The sequence below is a fragment of the Xanthomonas sp. WHRI 7065 genome, assembly GCF_040203115.2.
Taxonomy (GTDB): domain Bacteria; phylum Pseudomonadota; class Gammaproteobacteria; order Xanthomonadales; family Xanthomonadaceae; genus Xanthomonas; species Xanthomonas arboricola.
This window is the reverse complement of record NZ_CP168194.1, coordinates 4,233,840-4,249,832: the sequence shown is the minus strand read 5'-3', so window position 1 is coordinate 4,249,832 and position 15,993 is coordinate 4,233,840. Positions and strand designations below refer to the sequence as shown.

Here is a 15,993-nt window from a genome sequence, read left to right as displayed (position 1 = left end):
TGGTAGGAGCGCAGCGAACTGTGCCTTTGCGAATCCCCAATCACGAATCCCAAATCACAAAATTCCACGAGATGGCATTTGCCACTCGGACAGAACAAAGCTAACCGGAGCAGCAAAATGAGTCAGGGCAAGATCGTTCAGATCATCGGCGCGGTCGTCGACGTCGAATTCCAGCGCAATGAAGTGCCGAAGGTCTATCACGCGTTGAAGGTCGAAGGCACCGAAATCACCCTGGAAGTGCAGCAGCAGCTCGGCGATGGCGTGGTGCGCACGATTGCGCTCGGCTCCACCGACGGCCTGAAGCGCAACCTGCTGGCCACCAACACCGAGCGCGCGATTTCGGTGCCAGTCGGTGCCGGGACGCTGGGCCGCATCATGGACGTGCTGGGTCGTCCGATCGACGAGGCCGGCGACGTGCAGGCGTCGGACCATTGGGAAATCCATCGCGCTGCGCCGTCGTATGAAGACCAGTCCTCCAGCACCGAGCTGCTGGAAACCGGCATCAAGGTCATCGACCTGATGTGCCCGTTCGCCAAGGGCGGCAAGGTCGGCCTGTTCGGCGGCGCCGGCGTCGGCAAGACCGTCAACATGATGGAGCTGATCAACAACATCGCCAAGGCGCACTCGGGTCTGTCCGTGTTTGCCGGCGTGGGCGAGCGTACCCGTGAGGGCAACGACTTCTACCACGAGATGAAAGACTCCAACGTGCTGGACAAGGTCGCGATGGTGTACGGCCAGATGAACGAGCCGCCGGGCAACCGTCTGCGCGTCGCGCTGACCGGCCTGACCATGGCCGAGTACTTCCGCGACGAGAAGGACGAGAACGGCAAGGGCAAGGACGTGCTGTTGTTCGTGGACAACATCTACCGCTACACGCTGGCCGGTACCGAAGTGTCCGCGCTGCTCGGCCGCATGCCGTCGGCAGTGGGCTACCAGCCGACCCTGGCCGAGGAAATGGGCGTGTTGCAGGAACGCATCACCTCGACCAAGAGCGGTTCGATCACCTCGATCCAGGCCGTGTACGTGCCTGCGGACGACCTGACCGACCCGTCGCCGGCGACCACCTTCGCCCACCTGGACTCCACCGTCACGCTGAGCCGTAACATCGCTTCGCTGGGTATCTACCCGGCGGTGGATCCGCTGGATTCCACCAGCCGCCAGATGGACCCGCTGGTGATCGGCACCGAGCATTACGACACCGCCCAGCGCGTCCAGCAGACCTTGCAGAAGTACAAGGAACTGAAGGACATCATCGCGATCCTGGGCATGGACGAGCTGAGCGAAGAAGACAAGCAGTCGGTGTCGCGCGCACGCAAGATCGAGCGCTTCTTCAGCCAGCCGTTCCACGTGGCCGAAGTGTTCACCGGCTCGCCGGGCAAGTACGTCTCGCTGAAGGACACCATCCGCGGCTTCAAGGCGATCTGCGACGGCGAGTACGACCACCTGCCGGAGCAGGCGTTCTACATGGTCGGCAGCATCGAAGAAGCCGTCGAGAAAGCCAACAAGATGAGCGCCAAGGCGTAAGAGCCGGGATTTGGCATTCGGGATTCGGGATTTGGTACGGCGGTGAGCGGGGTGCGGAGACGAGGTGAGTGGCCACAGTGAAAGCTGCGGTCGCCAATCCCGAATCCCCAATCCCCAATCCCCGCCTCACAACGCGAGGCACCATGAGCACTATCCGTTGCGACATCGTCAGCGCCGAGAAGGAAATCTTCCACGGTGAGGCGACGCTGGTCGTGGCCACCGGCGAGTTGGGTGAGCTGGGCATCGCGCCCAAGCACGCACCGCTGATCACGCGCCTGAAGCCGGGCAAGGTGGTGGTCACCACCGCCAGCGGCGAACAGCTGGACTTCGCCATTTCCGGCGGCATCCTGGAAGTACAGCCGCAGGTGGTGACCGTGCTGGTCGACACCGCGGTGCGCGCGCAGGACATCGACGAAGCCGCCGTGCGCAAGGTCAAGGAAGAGGCCGAGCGTCTGCTGGCCAACCGTGGCGACACGGTGGATGTGGCCGATGCGCAGCGTCGGCTGGCCGAGGCGACCGTGCAGCTGCAGGCACTGGAACGCCTGCGTCGCAACCTCAAGCACTAAGCACGTTTGCGTGCGCGCATTTGCTAGCGCACACACACGTGATACCCGATGCACCGCCGCACGCAGGTGTGGAGTGAAAAACGCCGACCCCAGGGTCGGCTTTTTCGTTTCTGGAGCTGCGCGTGCGTGGCGCCGCCCCCATGCCTGGGCACAGCAGGCACACTGCCTGCCTTGCGCTGTGCCGCCGGTTGCAGCGTGGCGCGGCCCCTCACTCACGCACGTCGAGGAACACCCGATGACCCGCACGATCGATGGCTTTCGTAGTTATGCGCTGAGCGGCCTGCTGGCTGTGGCGATGCTGGGGTGCGCGCTGCCTGCACGCAGCCAGCCGCCGCTGGATCCGCTGCTGGATCGCATTATGCAACGCAATGCCATCGGCGATGCGGTGGCGCTGAGCAAGTGGGACAGCGGCAAGCCGGTGCTGGACCAGGCCCGCGAGGCGGCGGTGCTGCAGAGCGTGCGCGAGCAGGCGCCTGCGCATGGGCTGGATGCCGACGATGCGGCGCGTTTCTTCGCCGCGCAGATCGAGGCCAACAAGGCGGTGCAATACGCATTGTTGAACCACTGGCGCGAACGCGGACGCGCGCCGGACACGGCGCGTCCGGATCTGGCGAGCCTGCGCACGCGTCTGGATCAACTGCAAGGCGAATTGCTCGACGCACTGGCCGAGGTCGCGCCGGCACGTGCAGCGCCGCAATGCGCGACCAGCACCGCGCGTGCCGCCGCCCATTACGCCGCGCAATGGCAGCTGGACGCGCTGCATCGCGCGGCGCTGGTACGCAGCCTGGGCGATTTCTGCCACTGATACGGGCCGGGTCCGACACTGCCCGGGCTCAGGGACGCTCGCTCAGCGATACACCACGTGCCGGCCCAGGAAAAACGACACGATCGCCAGCCCGCCCTCCACCAGCGGTTTGGCCAGCCAGGCCAGACGCAGGCCGACCAGATCCACCGTTGCCGACAATAGCCAGGTGCTGATGAGCGTGAGTGCCAGCCACATCAGCGCAAAGCGGCGAAAACGCAGCCAGCCCAGACGTGCGCCGCCTCCCTGGGCAAAGGTGTAGCGGCCATTGAGCCAGAAGCCCAGCACCGCGCCACTGATCCGCCCGAGCAGATTGGCCGGCACGGCAGGCATGCCGGCTGCGGTGGCGACGATGAAGATGCCGCAGTCCACCGCTAGCTGCAGGGCACCAATGATCATGAATTGGCTGCCTTGGCGGAACAGACTCATACGGGCCGGGTCATCGTGGAAGGGTGACCATGCTAACCGCAGCGGCGCTTGAAAAGTGTCATCGTCGCGCGTGCTGCAGGCAGGACACGACGCACTGCCGGGACAGCGACTAGAATTTGGTTCTCCCATGTTCTGGAACGCTTCGATGACTCTGCCCTTGTACGTCGTGATCCTGGCTGCGGGCGAGGGCAAGCGCATGCGCTCGTCCCTGCCCAAGGTGCTGCAGCCGCTGGCGGGCCAGCCGATGCTGGCACATGTGATCGCCACGGCGCGGCAGCTGCAGCCGGCAGCGATCCATGTGGTGCACGGGCACGGCGGCGAGCAGGTGCAGGCGGCGTTTGCTGCGCAGGGCGATCTGCACTGGGCCGAGCAACGGCAGCAACTGGGTACCGGGCATGCGGTGCAGCAGGCGATGGATGCGATTCCGGATGCGGCCACGGTGCTGGTGCTGTACGGCGATGTGCCGCTGATCCAGTCGCAGGACCTGCTGCAGCTGCTGCACGCACCCGGGCGCATGGCGGTGCTGGTGGCCGATGTGCCCAATCCCTCCGGCTACGGCCGCATCCTACGCGATGCCGAGGGCAAGGTGGCCGCGATCGTCGAGCAGAAGGATGCCAACGACGAGCAGCGCCGCATCCGCACCATCAACACCGGCATCCTCACTGCCGAGTCCACGGCGCTGCGCCGTTGGCTGGCCGGTCTGTCCAACGAGAATGCGCAGGGCGAGTTCTATCTCACCGACGTGTTTGCCAGCGCCGCCGCCGATTTCACCCCGGCCGACATGGTGCATGTGGCCGACGCGCAGGATGTGGAAGGCGCCAACGACCCCTGGCAGCTGGCGCAGCTGGAACGCGCCTGGCAGCTGCGTGCCGCCCGTGCGCTCTGCCTGCAGGGCGTGCGCATGGCCGACCCGGCGCGCGTGGAGCAGCGCGGCACGGTGACCGTGGGCAGCGACGTGCAGCTGGATATCGACGTGATCCTGGAAGGTGATGTGACGCTGGGCGATGGTGTGGTGATCGGTCCGTTCGTGCGCTTGCGCGATGTGACGCTCGGCGCCGGCACGCAGGTGCGCGCACATTGCGATCTGGAAGGCGTGGTGACCGAAGGGGCGGTGCAGATCGGTCCATTCGCGCGGCTGCGTCCCGGCACCGTGCTGGCCGATGGCGTGCATATCGGCAACTTCGTCGAGACCAAGAAGGTCACGATGGGTGTGGGCAGCAAGGCCAATCATCTGACCTATCTGGGCGATGCGGTGATCGGCAGCAAGGTCAACATCGGCGCCGGCACCATCACCTGCAACTACGATGGGGTGAACAAGTCGCAGACCAGCATCGGCGATGGCGCCTTTGTCGGTTCCAACAGCGCACTGGTGGCACCGATCGAGATCGGTGCCATGGCCACCATCGGCGCGGGCTCGGTGATCACCCGCGATGCGCCTGCCGGGCAGCTCAGCGTCACGCGTGCGCGTCAGACCGTGGTCGAGGGCTGGGAGCGCCCGACCAAGAAGTAGCGTGCCTGCAGGCGTGCGGCCTGGCTGCACGTCGCTGCGGCGCGCACAGCTGCTGTAAAGCGATGCCATGCATAGGCTATGCCCGTCACGATGGCTCAGGAGGTACACGATGCGAACGCCACGTTGCGCGTTGCTGGTGACATGGCTGCTGCTATTGGCGGCAGTGCTGCCAGCTGCGGCCCATGCGCAGACCTACCGGCTGTATCTGGCGCCGGACGGCAACGATGCGGCGGCAGGCACCAGCGCGACGACCGCGTTGCGGAGTCTGGCGGCCGCCCAGCAGCGGCTGCTGGAGCAACGGCCCAGCGGCGCGGTGGACGTGGTGATCGCCGCCGGCACATATCTGCGGCAGTCGGTGCAATGGACATTCACCAACGGGGCGCCCATTCGCTTTATCGCCGCGTCCGACGCAGCCGCGCCACCGTGGTTCGACGGGCGCGGTGGCGCGACCTGGTTCACGCTGAAGGGCGGCAGCGATGCTGCCACCCGGCTGACCTTCACCGGGTTGAAGGTCAGCAATTACTGGATGGCGATGGACCTGGGCAGCAGCAAGCGCAGCGCGGACGGCAACAGCGGCAACATCATCCGCAACATGACCTTCGAACGGATCGGTGGTGTCCATGGCAGCAGCAGTGAGGCCGCCTATTCGTTCGCGGCGATCCGCCTGCAGAACTCGCGCGACAACCGCATCGAACACAATCGCTTCGTATCGATCGAAAACGACACCCGGACCTCGGGTTTCGTGCACGCGATCTACCTGGCGCGCCACTCCTCCGGCAACCGCATCGAAGGCAATACCTTCACCGACGTCAACGGCGATGCCGTGCGTACCCGCGATGCCTCCGACAACACCTACGTGGCGGCCAACCGTTTCGTCCGGGCCGGCAAGTACGCGGCGTTTTCGGACTGGATCAAGCCCGATGGCGAGTGTCCGTCGCAAGGCGGGCAGTTCGTCGACAACACCGTTGGAACCGGCTATTACGGCACGATCGCCGCCACCCGCACCAGTGGTGCCGACGATGCCTGCGGTGCGTTGAAACAAGCGCGGATTGAAGAACGCGGAACGGTGCGCGGCAACTAGCCGGCCGCCGCCGCCGGCAGCAGCAAGGTGACGCACAACCCGCCGTGTTCGCGGTTATGCAGCGAGATGCGCCCGCCGTGCGCTTCAGCGATCTCGCGGGTGAGCGCAAGCCCGAGCCCTGTGCCATTGCGCTTGGTCGAGTAGAACGGCATCAGTGCGTTATGCAGCACGGCCTCGTTCATGCCGTTGCCGCGGTCCAGCACTTCGATCCGTAGCCATTGCGGCACGCGCGTGACGCGCACGGCGACATCGCTGTTGGGCGGCTGCGCTTCGCTGCAGGCTTCGTGCGCGTTCTTGAGCAGGTTGAGCAGCGCCTGCTCGATCTGCGCGGCATCGATGCGGCTGGAGACATCGCTCAGTGCGCCCTGCAGCTGAAACGGAATCTGCTGCCGCAAACGCTCCAGGAATGGTGCCCATTCGATGGTCTGCAACTGCGGCTGCGGCAACTTGGCAAAGCGGGCGTAGCCGCGGATGAAGCCTTCCAGATGACGTGCGCGTTCTTCGATGGTCTCGAACACCGTGCCGAGCCGGTCGGTGCGTTCGCGGCGCAGCAACTCGGCGCCGGAATGTGCCAGCGATGCGATCGGTGCGAGCGAGTTGTTCAATTCATGGCTGATCACGCGGATGACCTTCTTCCAGGTCTGCACTTCCTGGCGCCGCAGTTCGGTGGTCAGGGTGCGGATCAGCAGCAGCTCGTGACCGCGTCCGTTGAGATGGAAACTGCGGCGTGACAGGTGATAGATCTGCTCGTCGTCTTCGTCATCGCCGTCCTCGCGGACCGCAAACAGGCAATCGCCGCCGCGGGCCAGCGCATCGCGCAGTTCGCCGGGCATGCGCGCGAGTACGTCGTCCAGGTGCTGGCCTTCGAGCTTGCGCCCATCGTGCAGCAACTTGCGTGCGGCGTTGTTGGAAAAACCGATGCGGCGCACGCCATCGCCACCGGCCACCACCAGCAGCATCGCCACCGGGGTGTTCTGCAGCATGGTGTCGAGCATCAGTTCGCGCTGCACCAGGTTGCGCCGTTGCGCGCGCAACACCTCGCCCAGTTCCGCATGCGCCTGCACCAGCTGCGCCAGCTCGTCGTTGCCGCGCCAGTACACGCCGAAGTTGTATTCGCCATCGCGGTAGCTGCTGGTGGTGCCGGCCAGGGCACGGAACAGCGAGCGCATCGGCGCAGTGGCGCGGCTGAGGCTGAACCACATGGCCGACAGCAGCACCACCACCGACACCGCAGCCACTTGCCAGCCACGGTCCATCCAGTACGCCATGAACCAGGGCAGCGCGGCGGCCAGCGCCAGCACCGGCAACAGCCGCAAGAACAGCGAGAACGTGAAGGAACGTTGCCACATGTCGGGAATCATTCCGAAGTGATGCCGTAGCGGTCCATGCGCCGGTACAGCGCCTGCCGGCTCAGCCCCAGCTCGGCAGCGGCCTGGGCGATGACGCCCTGCGCGCGCGCCAGTGCCTGCTCGATACGGGCGCGATCCGGCTCGCCCGTTGCCGGCGCGGCCGGGCGCGACGCGGCTGCGCGCGGTAGGTTCAGATCGCCGGCTTCGATGCGCACGCCTTGCGCAAGCAGCGACGCGCGTTGCAGCACATTGCGCAGCTCGCGCACGTTGCCGGGCCAGGCGTGCCGCTGCAGGGCATCGCGCGCCTGCGTGGACAAGGGTTTTTCGCCGGCCAGGAAGTGCTCGGCCAATGGCCCGATATCGCCGGGGCGTTCGGCCAGGGCGGGCAGCGCGATTTCCACCGTGTTGAGGCGGTAATACAGGTCTTCGCGGAAGCTGCCATCGCGGATCATCGCCTGCAGGTCGGCATTGGTGGCGCTGATCACGCGCACCTTGGTGTGGCGTTCGCGGTTGGAGCCCAGCCGCTCGTAACGGCCGGTTTCCAGCACGCGCAGCAGCTTCATCTGCCCGGCCAGCGGCAGGTTGCCGATTTCGTCCAGAAACAGCGTGCCGCCATCGGCGGCTTCGAACTTGCCTTCGCGCGCCTTGTTGGCGCCGGTATACGCGCCGGCTTCGGCGCCGAACAGCTCGGCTTCGATCAGTTCGCCCGGCAATGCGCCGCAATTGAGCGCAATGAAGGGGCCGTGTTTGGCGGGAGAGTTGGCCTGGATGATCTCGGCGATCTTCTCCTTGCCGCTGCCGTTGGGGCCGGTGATCAGTACCGGCAGATCCGAGCGTGCGACCTGGCAGGCGAGCGCGATTGCGCGTTCGCTGGCGGGGTCGGCGAACACCGCGCCGCGCAGGTCGTAACGTTGGGTCAGCTGCTCGCGACCGCGCCGCTCGCGCTCGCGCCGACGTTCCAGCTCGCGGCGCGCTTCGGACAGCTCCAGCAGGTTGTTGACCGTGGTCAGCAGCTTGGTGTCGTCCCAGGGCTTGGCGATGTAGTCGGCCGCACCGGCCTTGACCAGGCCCACCGCGCTGCCCAGGTGGGTCCAGGCAGTGAGCAGGATCACCGGCAGGTCCGGGTGGCGCTGACGGATCTGGGTGAACAGCGCTTCGCCTTCCTCGCCGGAGGTGGTGTCGGCGGTGAAGTTCATGTCCTGGATCACCAGATCAAATCCCTGCTCGTCCAGCAGCGCCAACCCGGCCTGCGGCGAGTGCGCATGCCGCGCCTCGATATCGTGCAGCGAGAACAGCACCTCCAGCGCAGTGGCCACAGCGGTGTTGTCGTCGATGATCAGGATCTGCGGCATCGCGGTGCTCGGTGAAAGGCGCGGGAGGGAAGGGCTATCAGAACAGGATTCGGCGCGTGGCGGAACTGTGCGAGCAATAGGAAGGGTTGGTGCCTGACTGGCCTTTGCCAGACCGAGCTGATTGCGGCACTGCAGTGATCGCCTGATCGGTGCGATGAGGTTGGCAGCGGACATGCGTCGATGCCGAGCTCAAGTGCAGATCCAGGCGCAACGCTGGATATCAGCACGGGGCAGGGGCCTGCGACACAGGCGCCTTGGTAGACAGGGCGGTGGTGACAAAATCGGCATTGCCCAGGCGGCCGACGGCCAAGTCACTTGTGGCGATGCTGCCATCGCGCAGGATCTAAGCAACATCACTGTGTGCTGTGTGCTGCGCGTCAGTGGGTCGACAGCGACCGCTGACGCGCAGCGTGCGCATCACGCGCTGCGTGTGGCCACCGCCGGCGGCACCATCGCGGCACGCCGTGCGGGCCAGTACACGGCGATCTGGCCCAGCGCCCAGAGCAACAGTGCGCCGATCGGCAGATACAGCACCGGCAGGCGCGGCAATTCGTAGCGGGCCATCAGCCAGACATTGATCGAGTACGCCAGCAACATGCCGAGCACGATACCGACCGAGGCGAGCAGAAAATTCTCGATCTGGAAGTAGCGCAGGATCTGGCCGCGTGTGGCACCCAGTGCACGACGAATGCCAATCTGCTTGGTGCGTTGCTGCACCCAGAAGCTGGCCAGGCCGACGATGCCCAGCGCGGTGACGATCAGCAGCGCGATGCAGACCGCACCAAGCAGCCAGACCATGGCGCGGTCGTTCTGGAAGTATTCCTCGCGGATCTCGCTATAGGTCTGTTGCTTCAGCACCAGCCGGCTGTTGTCCAGCTTCATCAATGCGGCGACCGCAGATTGCAACACCTCTGCGCGACGCGTCTGATCGGTCACACGGATCATGTACTGGCCTGAGGTGTAATCGATGCGGATTGGCAGCAGCATCGAGTAATTGCTCTGGTTGACGCCATTGGAATTGCTGTTGTTGGGGCGTGCCAGTGTCTGCACGATGCCGATTATGTGTAACGCCGTCTCGCCCGCGTAAATTGTCTTGCCCAACGCAGGTTGGGTCGGGAACAGTTTGTCGGCCATGGTCTGCGCGATGATCACCGAAATGCCTTTTTTATCGAGAGACCTGTCGTTATTCGCCTGCTCCATATCAATGATTTCGTTTGCAGTGAAATCCCTGCCTGCCACCAGTTGCAGGCCAAGCGTGCTCACAGCACTTTCGCCCGACATGTATTGCGCAGCATTGAGCGTCTGACGCTCCTGCTCTCGGGTCAGGGAGATGCTGCTGTTCCAGGAATAATTGACGAAGGGAATCTGATTGATTGCTGTCGCCCCGCGTACACCGGGCAGGCTGCGCAGTGCTGCCAGATCCTCACGCGTGCGCGCTTCTGCATTGACCTGGGTGCCGATGCCTCCCAATTGGATGCTGACCAGTTCCGATTCGGCGATGCCGCTGGGCTGCTGCAGCGTTTCAATGCGGTTGCCGATCAGAAACATGGCATTGCAGATGATCGCGCAGGCCAGTGCGATCTCGAGCACGATCAGCGCTGCTGCTGTCTTGTGACGGCGCAACGTGGAAATGATGGGGCGGATGTCCATGGGTGGTACCTTCGATGAGAGGCCGTGCCCGCCGCAGCGCGGCGGGCGTGGTGGTCAGGACGCCTTGAGCTGCAGTGCGGGTGCAACCTGGATGGCGCGCCAGGACGGCAGCAAGCCGGCCAATAGGCTGGCAACCAGCGCCAATGCGAAGGTGAGCAACAGCATCTTCGGATCCAGGTGCGCAAGCTTGGCGTAGTCGACAGGTTGTTGGCGCACCACCCACAAGCCCAACCATGCCAGCCCAAGCCCTGTAATACCGCCCGCAAGTCCGATGGTTCCGGCTTCGACCAGACACTGCGCAAAGATGGCGCCGCGTGAGGCGCCCAGGGCACGACGCACACCGATCTCTCCACTGCGGCGCAGGAACTTGGCTAGCAACAGGCCAACAGTATTGAGCAGGCACACCAGTAGAAAGCCCATCGCCAGCCACAGCTGCAGGCGAACGTCGCCAGGAACCACTTCCTTATAATCCAGCCACTCCATCACGTTACGCAGGCGGGTATTGTTCGGACGTTCGAAACGCCCTGCAGCGCGCTGCTGATCGGAGTAGTTATCCAGATAGGCTTTGTAGTCGCCAGCCTGCGCTGGGCTATCCAGCTCCACCCAATACTGCATCCAGGTGCAGGACGCGTTGAGCGCGGTTTGATCACTGTTGTCGCTCTTGCCGTAGCAATTCATACCACCGTAGTGATCCATCTTCAGATCTATCGCCACTGAAAACGGCAGATACACTTGCTCGTCTGAGCCATAGCTATTGCTGAGATCGTAGAAGCGCGGATTGGCCTTCCAGTCAGCGAGAACGCCAACGATGCGGAAGGTGTTCTTGTCCATGCGCAAATCGCGGCCGATGCTGTTGCCGCCGTCGAACAGCTTGTCGTTGAGTTCCTGGGTGATTACCGCAACGCGCTCGTGCGCCTCGTCGCTACTTGCTGACCAGCCTTGGCCATACAGGAAAGGCGTTTCGAACATCGGGAAGAAATCGGCCGAGGTAAAGCGAACTTCTGATTTGAAGGCGGTCATGCCGCTCTTGTCTGGCTCGATCGCCACTCTTCCGCCGGTCATCAGCGCCTGGCGTTTTGCGTGCTTTTCACGCAGCAGCGCTTCGGCATCGAAGCGAGTGACCTGGTCGCCAGGCTCTTCTCCCGGCTGGTATCCGGCCTTGGGGTATGGATCCACCAGGACGCTAAACAGCCGGTCGCTCTTCTGCGGGATCGGATCGCCGGACAGCACATAGAACACCGTCAGGGTGGTCATGCTGGCGCCGATGCCGAGTGCGATGGCCAGCACCATCAGCGCGGTGAGCACCTTGTTGCGGCGGAAGCTGCGTAAGGCAAGATTGAAGTAATAGCCGAACATGGGATGTGCCTCTTACTCGGCCAGGGTGACGGTGCTGTCGCGCGAGCGCATCAGGGCGGGGTTGCGTTCCAGGTCGGTGGCCTGGCCGTCGACGATATGCACGTTGCGCTGCGCGCGTGCGGCCAGTTCCGGGTCGTGGGTGACCATGACGATGGTGGTGCCCTGGCTGTTGATCTCTTCCAGCAGTTCCATCACCCCGCGTGCCATCTGAGAGTCGAGGTTGCCGGTGGGTTCGTCGGCCAGCAACAGGCGCGGGCTGCCGGCCAGCGCACGCGCGATGGCGGCGCGCTGCTGCTGGCCACCGGACAGCTCGGTGGGGTAGTGCTTCAGACGCGAGCCCAGGCCGACCTTGGTCAAGGCTTCTTCGATGCGCTGCTTGCGCTCGGCCGCGGCCATGCCGCGATAGCGCAGTGGCACATCGACGTTGTCGAACAGGTTGAGATCGGGAATCAGGTTGAAGCCCTGGAAGATGAAACCGATCTTGCGGTTGCGCAGGCGCGAACGCGCGTCGTCGGACAGATGGCTGACGTCTTCGCCGTCGAGCAGGTACTGCCCGCTGGTGAAGGTCTCCAGCAGCCCGGCCAGGTTGAGGAAGGTGGTCTTGCCCGAGCCGGAGGGGCCGGTGACCGCGACGAATTCGCCTTCGCGCACATGCAGGTCCAGCGAGCGCAGCGCGTGCGTTTCCACCTGTTCGGTGCGGAAGACCTTGGAGACCGATTGCATCTTGAGCATTGCCGATTCCTTTACGAATAAGGTGTGTGCGAAAGAGATTGAGAGCGGCTGACAAGCCGTGGCAAGCAGCCTGATGGCTGCGCAGCAGGCGTGCTGGCCGCCTTTAGTGAACGGTGACGCGCGGTGCATCCCCAAAGTTGTCTGCACCGGAGACCACCACGCGGTCGCCGACCTGCAGCCCGGACAGCACCTGCACCTCGCCCAGGCTGCTGACACCCATGCGCACCGGCCGGCGCACCGCGGTGTTGCCATCCATCACATAGGCGTAGCTGCCGCCGGATTGTTCGACGAACGGGCCGCGCTCGACCTTGAGCACGTTGCGGCGCGTGTCCATCACCACGCGTGCGCTCATGCGCTGGCTCTGGCGCAGGCCTGGCGGCTGCTTGTCGGCAAAGCGGATGCGCGCAGTGACTTCGCCATTGACCACTTCCGGCGACACCGCCGAGATCGCGCCCGGGAACGGCTCGCCGCTGCCGCTGGTGAGCTGCGCCGGCATGCCGATTGCCAGATCGCGCGCAAAGCTCTCAGGCACCTTGATCTCCACTTCGAACTTGGACAGGTCCACCACGCCCAGGATCGGCGCGTTCGCCGCGACCTGGGTGTGCTGCACCGCCTGCACCTGGCCGACCTGGCCATCGAACGGCGACAGCAGCGTGAGCGCATCGACCTGGCGCTGCACCTCGGCCACCACCGCGCGCTGGCGGTCGGCGAGCAGGCGCTTGTTGCGCGAATCCAGGTCTGCACCCTGGCTCTTCAGCGACGCATCCCGCTGGGCGTGCTGCAGATCGATGTCGGTCTTCTTCAAGGTGTCCTGCGCCTTGGCCAGCTCCACCTGCGGCACCGCGCCGCCATCGTAGCCGCGCTGGTAGCGCTCCAGGTCGCGCGCGGCGGCCTGCTTGTCGATCTTGGCCTGGTCGGTGAGCTTGCTGGCCGTGGCGCGGGCCAGGGTGGCATCCAGTGCGGCGCGGCTGGACTCGGCTTCCAGCCCGGCCAGCGTGGCCTGCTCCTGCGCCAGCTTGCTGCGCAGCTCCGGGCTGTCGATGCGGGCCAGCTCCTGGCCCTGCTTGACCACGTCGCCGGCCACCACGCTCAGCGTCACCGTGCCGGCCGAGATGGCGTACAGCACGGGGCTGTTGGCGGCGATGACGCGCCCGTCGGCGGCGATGTCGCGCACCAGGTCGCCCTGGCTGACCGTGGCGATCCGCACCCGGCTGGCATCGAACGAGCGGCTGCCGGCGCTCCACGCGGTGACCGCCCAGCCGATGCCGGCCAACACGGCGACCACCGCGATGCCGGGCCATAGCCAGCGGCGCCAGGGCGCGCTCTGGGCGGGTGTACGGAGAACCTGGTCCTGGGCGGAAGTATCGCGAATCATGGTCGGCTGGCTCAGTGGCGTCACTGCGATAAAGCAGGACGTATGCCAACCTCCAAGTCGTTGAATGCATTCGCTTTTAGATGTTTGTGGCCAGTGTCCGCAGTGTCCGCGGACACTGCTGCGGACACGCTGTCCGGGCATGGTCATGCAGCGGACAATAGCGGACACGCTAAAATGCCTGGCTTATTCCTCAAGTACCTCAAGGGTTGTCCTATGTGCGGCATTGTCGGAGCGATCGCCGGGCGCGATGTGGTCCCGGTCCTGATCGAAGGACTCAAGCGTCTGGAATACCGTGGCTACGATTCCTCCGGCATCGCCGTGCTCGATGGAGCCCAGATACGCCGCGTGCGCCGCACCGGGCGCGTGGCGGAGATGGCGCAGGCGGCGCAGGCCGAGCAGTTCGGCGCCACGCTGGGCATCGGCCACACTCGCTGGGCCACCCATGGCGGGGTCACCGAGGCCAATGCGCACCCGCACATCAGTGACGGCGTGGCACTGGTGCACAACGGCATCATCGAAAACCACGAACAGCAGCGCGAGAAGCTGCGTGCGCTGGGCTATACCTTCGAGTCGCAGACCGATACCGAAGTGATCGCGCACCTGATCCATCACCATCTGGGCAGTGCAGGCGACCTGTTGACCGCGCTGCAGCGCACCGTCAAGGAGCTCACTGGTGCCTACGCGCTGGCAGTGATGAGCCAGGCCGAACCGGAGCGCTTCGTCTGCGCGCGCATGGGCTGCCCGCTGCTGATCGGCGTGGGCGAGGGCGAGAACTTCGTCGCCTCCGATGTCTCGGCCATCGTGCAGGCCACCCGCCAGGTGATTTTCCTGGAAGAGGGCGACACCGCCGAACTGCGCCGCGATGGCGTGCGCATCTTCGATGGTAACGACGCACCGGTCGAGCGCCCGCTGCACCTGTCGGATGTGTCGCTGGCATCGCTGGAACTGGGCCCATTCCGCCATTTCATGCAGAAGGAAATCCACGAGCAGCCGCGTGCGCTGGCCGACACCATCGAGGCGGCGATCGATGCCAAGGGCTTCCCCGCGTCATTGTTCGGCGCCAATGCCGAAGCAGTGTTGCGCGATATCGACGGCGTGCAGATCCTGGCCTGCGGCACCAGCTACTACGCCGGCATGACCGCGCGTTACTGGATCGAAGCCATCGCCGGGCTGCCGTGCAGCGTGGAGATCGCCAGCGAATACCGCTACCGCGCTGCCTACGCCAATCCCAGGCACCTGATCGTCACCATCTCCCAATCCGGCGAAACGCTGGACACGATGGAGGCGCTGAAATACGCCAAATCGCTGGGGCACCTGCACACCTTGTCGATCTGCAACGTGCCAGAAAGCGCGATCCCGCGCGCCAGCGAACTGGTCTGCTACACACGTGCCGGCGCCGAGATCGGCGTGGCCTCGACCAAGGCGTTCACCACCCAGCTGGCGGTGTTGTTCCAGCTGACCATGGTGCTGGGCAAGTTGCAGGGGCGCATCAGCGAGGCCGAGGAAGCGGAGTATTTGGAACAGCTGCGTTTCCTACCGGGCAGCGTGCAGCACGCGCTGAATCTGGAGCCGCAGATCATGGCCTGGGCCGAGCGTTTTTCGGTCAAGGAAAACGCATTGTTTCTCGGCCGCGGCCTGCATTACCCGATCGCGCTGGAAGGCGCGCTCAAGCTCAAGGAAATTTCCTATATCCACGCCGAAGCGTATCCGGCCGGCGAGTTGAAGCACGGCCCGCTGGCCCTGGTGGACGCGGCGATGCCGGTGGTGGTGATCGCGCCGAACGATCGCCTGCTGGAAAAGGTCAAATCCAACATGCAGGAAGTGCGTGCACGTGGCGGCGAGCTGTTCGTGTTCGCCGACCAGGACAGCCACTTCAGCGAGTCCGAAGGCGTGCACGTGATCCGCACCCCGCGCCATGCCGGCGTGCTGTCGCCGGTGATCCACACCATCCCGGTGCAGTTGCTGGCCTACCACACCGCACTGGCACGCGGCACCGATGTGGACAAGCCGCGTAACCTGGCCAAGTCAGTGACGGTGGAGTAGCGGCACAAGCCCGGCATCGTGCTTGGTCGGAGATGACGATCGGTAACTGGAGAGTCATCCGTCCAACTGGCACTGACGGGTGATGGGCGGTGCAGGTACCGATTCATCCAACATGAAAAATGCAGAAGGGCGGGGTGCGTCATTGCTCCCGCCCTTTCGCATTTCCACAGCGCGACTCGTGCAACTACTGCCGGCATGTCATCCACAGACTGGATGGCGCATGC

13 protein-coding genes are annotated in these 15,993 nt (G+C 64.8%); 6 read left to right on the top strand and 7 right to left on the bottom strand.

Annotation, left to right across the window (positions count from 1 at the left end; translation table 11 throughout):
- Positions 1–117 precede the first annotated feature (117 nt).
- From atpD to ABQY64_RS17590, 3 genes are all read left to right on the top strand, one after another.
- Entirely contained in the window at positions 118–1,524 is a 1,407-nt protein-coding gene (gene atpD / locus ABQY64_RS17600) for a F0F1 ATP synthase subunit beta (RefSeq protein ID WP_016901010.1), read from the top strand.
- 143 nt (positions 1,525–1,667) lie between these two features.
- Positions 1,668–2,090 (top strand): F0F1 ATP synthase subunit epsilon, encoded by a 423-nt coding sequence (locus ABQY64_RS17595; protein ID WP_024938404.1) that lies wholly within the window; start codon positions 1,668–1,670, stop codon positions 2,088–2,090.
- Positions 2,091–2,325: 235 nt separating this feature from the next.
- Positions 2,326–2,895, top strand: coding sequence for a chorismate mutase (locus tag ABQY64_RS17590; protein ID WP_349780394.1), 570 nt, complete (start codon positions 2,326–2,328; stop codon positions 2,893–2,895).
- A gap of 42 nt (positions 2,896–2,937) precedes the next feature.
- Here the strand turns inward: ABQY64_RS17590 and ABQY64_RS17585 are convergent, their stop codons facing one another.
- A complete protein-coding gene (locus tag ABQY64_RS17585; RefSeq protein WP_349780393.1) occupies positions 2,938–3,321 on the bottom strand; it encodes a GtrA family protein in 384 nt (127 codons plus the stop codon).
- A gap of 145 nt (positions 3,322–3,466) precedes the next feature.
- Here ABQY64_RS17585 and glmU point away from each other — a divergent pair, with 145 nt between their 5' ends.
- Both glmU and ABQY64_RS17575 read left to right on the top strand, forming a co-directional pair.
- On the top strand, positions 3,467–4,831 hold the full coding sequence (gene glmU / locus ABQY64_RS17580; protein ID WP_349780392.1) for a bifunctional UDP-N-acetylglucosamine diphosphorylase/glucosamine-1-phosphate N-acetyltransferase GlmU: 1,365 nt from the start codon (positions 3,467–3,469) through the stop codon (positions 4,829–4,831).
- 109 nt (positions 4,832–4,940) lie between these two features.
- Entirely contained in the window at positions 4,941–5,912 is a 972-nt protein-coding gene (locus ABQY64_RS17575; protein WP_349780391.1) for a NosD domain-containing protein, read from the top strand.
- Here ABQY64_RS17575 and ABQY64_RS17570 read toward each other — a convergent pair.
- The 6 genes from ABQY64_RS17570 to ABQY64_RS17545 form a co-directional block, all read right to left on the bottom strand.
- A complete protein-coding gene (locus ABQY64_RS17570) occupies positions 5,909–7,261 on the bottom strand; it encodes a PAS domain-containing sensor histidine kinase (protein WP_016901004.1) in 1,353 nt (450 codons plus the stop codon). The two genes, ABQY64_RS17575 and ABQY64_RS17570, sit on opposite strands and share 4 nt — an antisense overlap.
- Before the next feature lie 8 nt (positions 7,262–7,269).
- Positions 7,270–8,613, bottom strand: coding sequence for a sigma-54 dependent transcriptional regulator (locus ABQY64_RS17565; RefSeq protein WP_349780390.1), 1,344 nt, complete (start codon positions 8,611–8,613; stop codon positions 7,270–7,272).
- A 417-nt stretch (positions 8,614–9,030) separates the two neighbouring features.
- Positions 9,031–10,263: an ABC transporter permease gene (locus tag ABQY64_RS17560; protein ID WP_016901001.1), complete on the bottom strand. Its 1,233-nt coding sequence runs from the start codon at positions 10,261–10,263 to the stop codon at positions 9,031–9,033.
- Between the two features lie 54 nt (positions 10,264–10,317).
- A complete protein-coding gene (locus ABQY64_RS17555) occupies positions 10,318–11,619 on the bottom strand; it encodes an ABC transporter permease (RefSeq protein ID WP_016901000.1) in 1,302 nt (433 codons plus the stop codon).
- 12 nt (positions 11,620–11,631) lie between these two features.
- Entirely contained in the window at positions 11,632–12,351 is a 720-nt protein-coding gene (locus ABQY64_RS17550; protein ID WP_039525278.1) for an ABC transporter ATP-binding protein, read from the bottom strand.
- A gap of 103 nt (positions 12,352–12,454) precedes the next feature.
- Positions 12,455–13,726: an efflux RND transporter periplasmic adaptor subunit gene (locus ABQY64_RS17545; RefSeq protein ID WP_039814569.1), complete on the bottom strand. Its 1,272-nt coding sequence runs from the start codon at positions 13,724–13,726 to the stop codon at positions 12,455–12,457.
- A 213-nt stretch (positions 13,727–13,939) separates the two neighbouring features.
- Here ABQY64_RS17545 and glmS point away from each other — a divergent pair, with 213 nt between their 5' ends.
- Positions 13,940–15,769 (top strand): glutamine--fructose-6-phosphate transaminase (isomerizing), encoded by a 1,830-nt coding sequence (glmS, locus tag ABQY64_RS17540; protein ID WP_349780454.1) that lies wholly within the window; start codon positions 13,940–13,942, stop codon positions 15,767–15,769.
- Positions 15,770–15,993 lie beyond the last annotated feature (224 nt).

Excerpts from the sequence above, each read along its gene's own strand:
- ABQY64_RS17590 (WP_349780394.1), top strand. The coding sequence starts at position 2,326 with ATGACCCGCACGATCGATGGCTTTCGTAGTTATGCGCTGAGCGGCCTG.
- ABQY64_RS17595 (WP_024938404.1), top strand. The coding sequence starts at position 1,668 with ATGAGCACTATCCGTTGCGACATCGTCAGCGCCGAGAAGGAAATCTTC.
- ABQY64_RS17545 (WP_039814569.1), bottom strand. The coding sequence starts at position 13,726 with ATGATTCGCGATACTTCCGCCCAGGACCAGGTTCTCCGTACACCCGCC.
- ABQY64_RS17550 (WP_039525278.1), bottom strand. The coding sequence starts at position 12,351 with ATGCTCAAGATGCAATCGGTCTCCAAGGTCTTCCGCACCGAACAGGTG.
- ABQY64_RS17555 (WP_016901000.1), bottom strand. The coding sequence starts at position 11,619 with ATGTTCGGCTATTACTTCAATCTTGCCTTACGCAGCTTCCGCCGCAAC.
- ABQY64_RS17585 (WP_349780393.1), bottom strand. The coding sequence starts at position 3,321 with ATGAGTCTGTTCCGCCAAGGCAGCCAATTCATGATCATTGGTGCCCTG.
- glmU (WP_349780392.1), top strand. The coding sequence starts at position 3,467 with ATGACTCTGCCCTTGTACGTCGTGATCCTGGCTGCGGGCGAGGGCAAG.
- glmS (WP_349780454.1), top strand. The coding sequence starts at position 13,940 with ATGTGCGGCATTGTCGGAGCGATCGCCGGGCGCGATGTGGTCCCGGTC.
- ABQY64_RS17560 (WP_016901001.1), bottom strand. The coding sequence starts at position 10,263 with ATGGACATCCGCCCCATCATTTCCACGTTGCGCCGTCACAAGACAGCA.
- ABQY64_RS17575 (WP_349780391.1), top strand. The coding sequence starts at position 4,941 with ATGCGAACGCCACGTTGCGCGTTGCTGGTGACATGGCTGCTGCTATTG.
- ABQY64_RS17565 (WP_349780390.1), bottom strand. The coding sequence starts at position 8,613 with ATGCCGCAGATCCTGATCATCGACGACAACACCGCTGTGGCCACTGCG.
- ABQY64_RS17570 (WP_016901004.1), bottom strand. The coding sequence starts at position 7,261 with ATGTGGCAACGTTCCTTCACGTTCTCGCTGTTCTTGCGGCTGTTGCCG.
- atpD (WP_016901010.1), top strand. The coding sequence starts at position 118 with ATGAGTCAGGGCAAGATCGTTCAGATCATCGGCGCGGTCGTCGACGTC.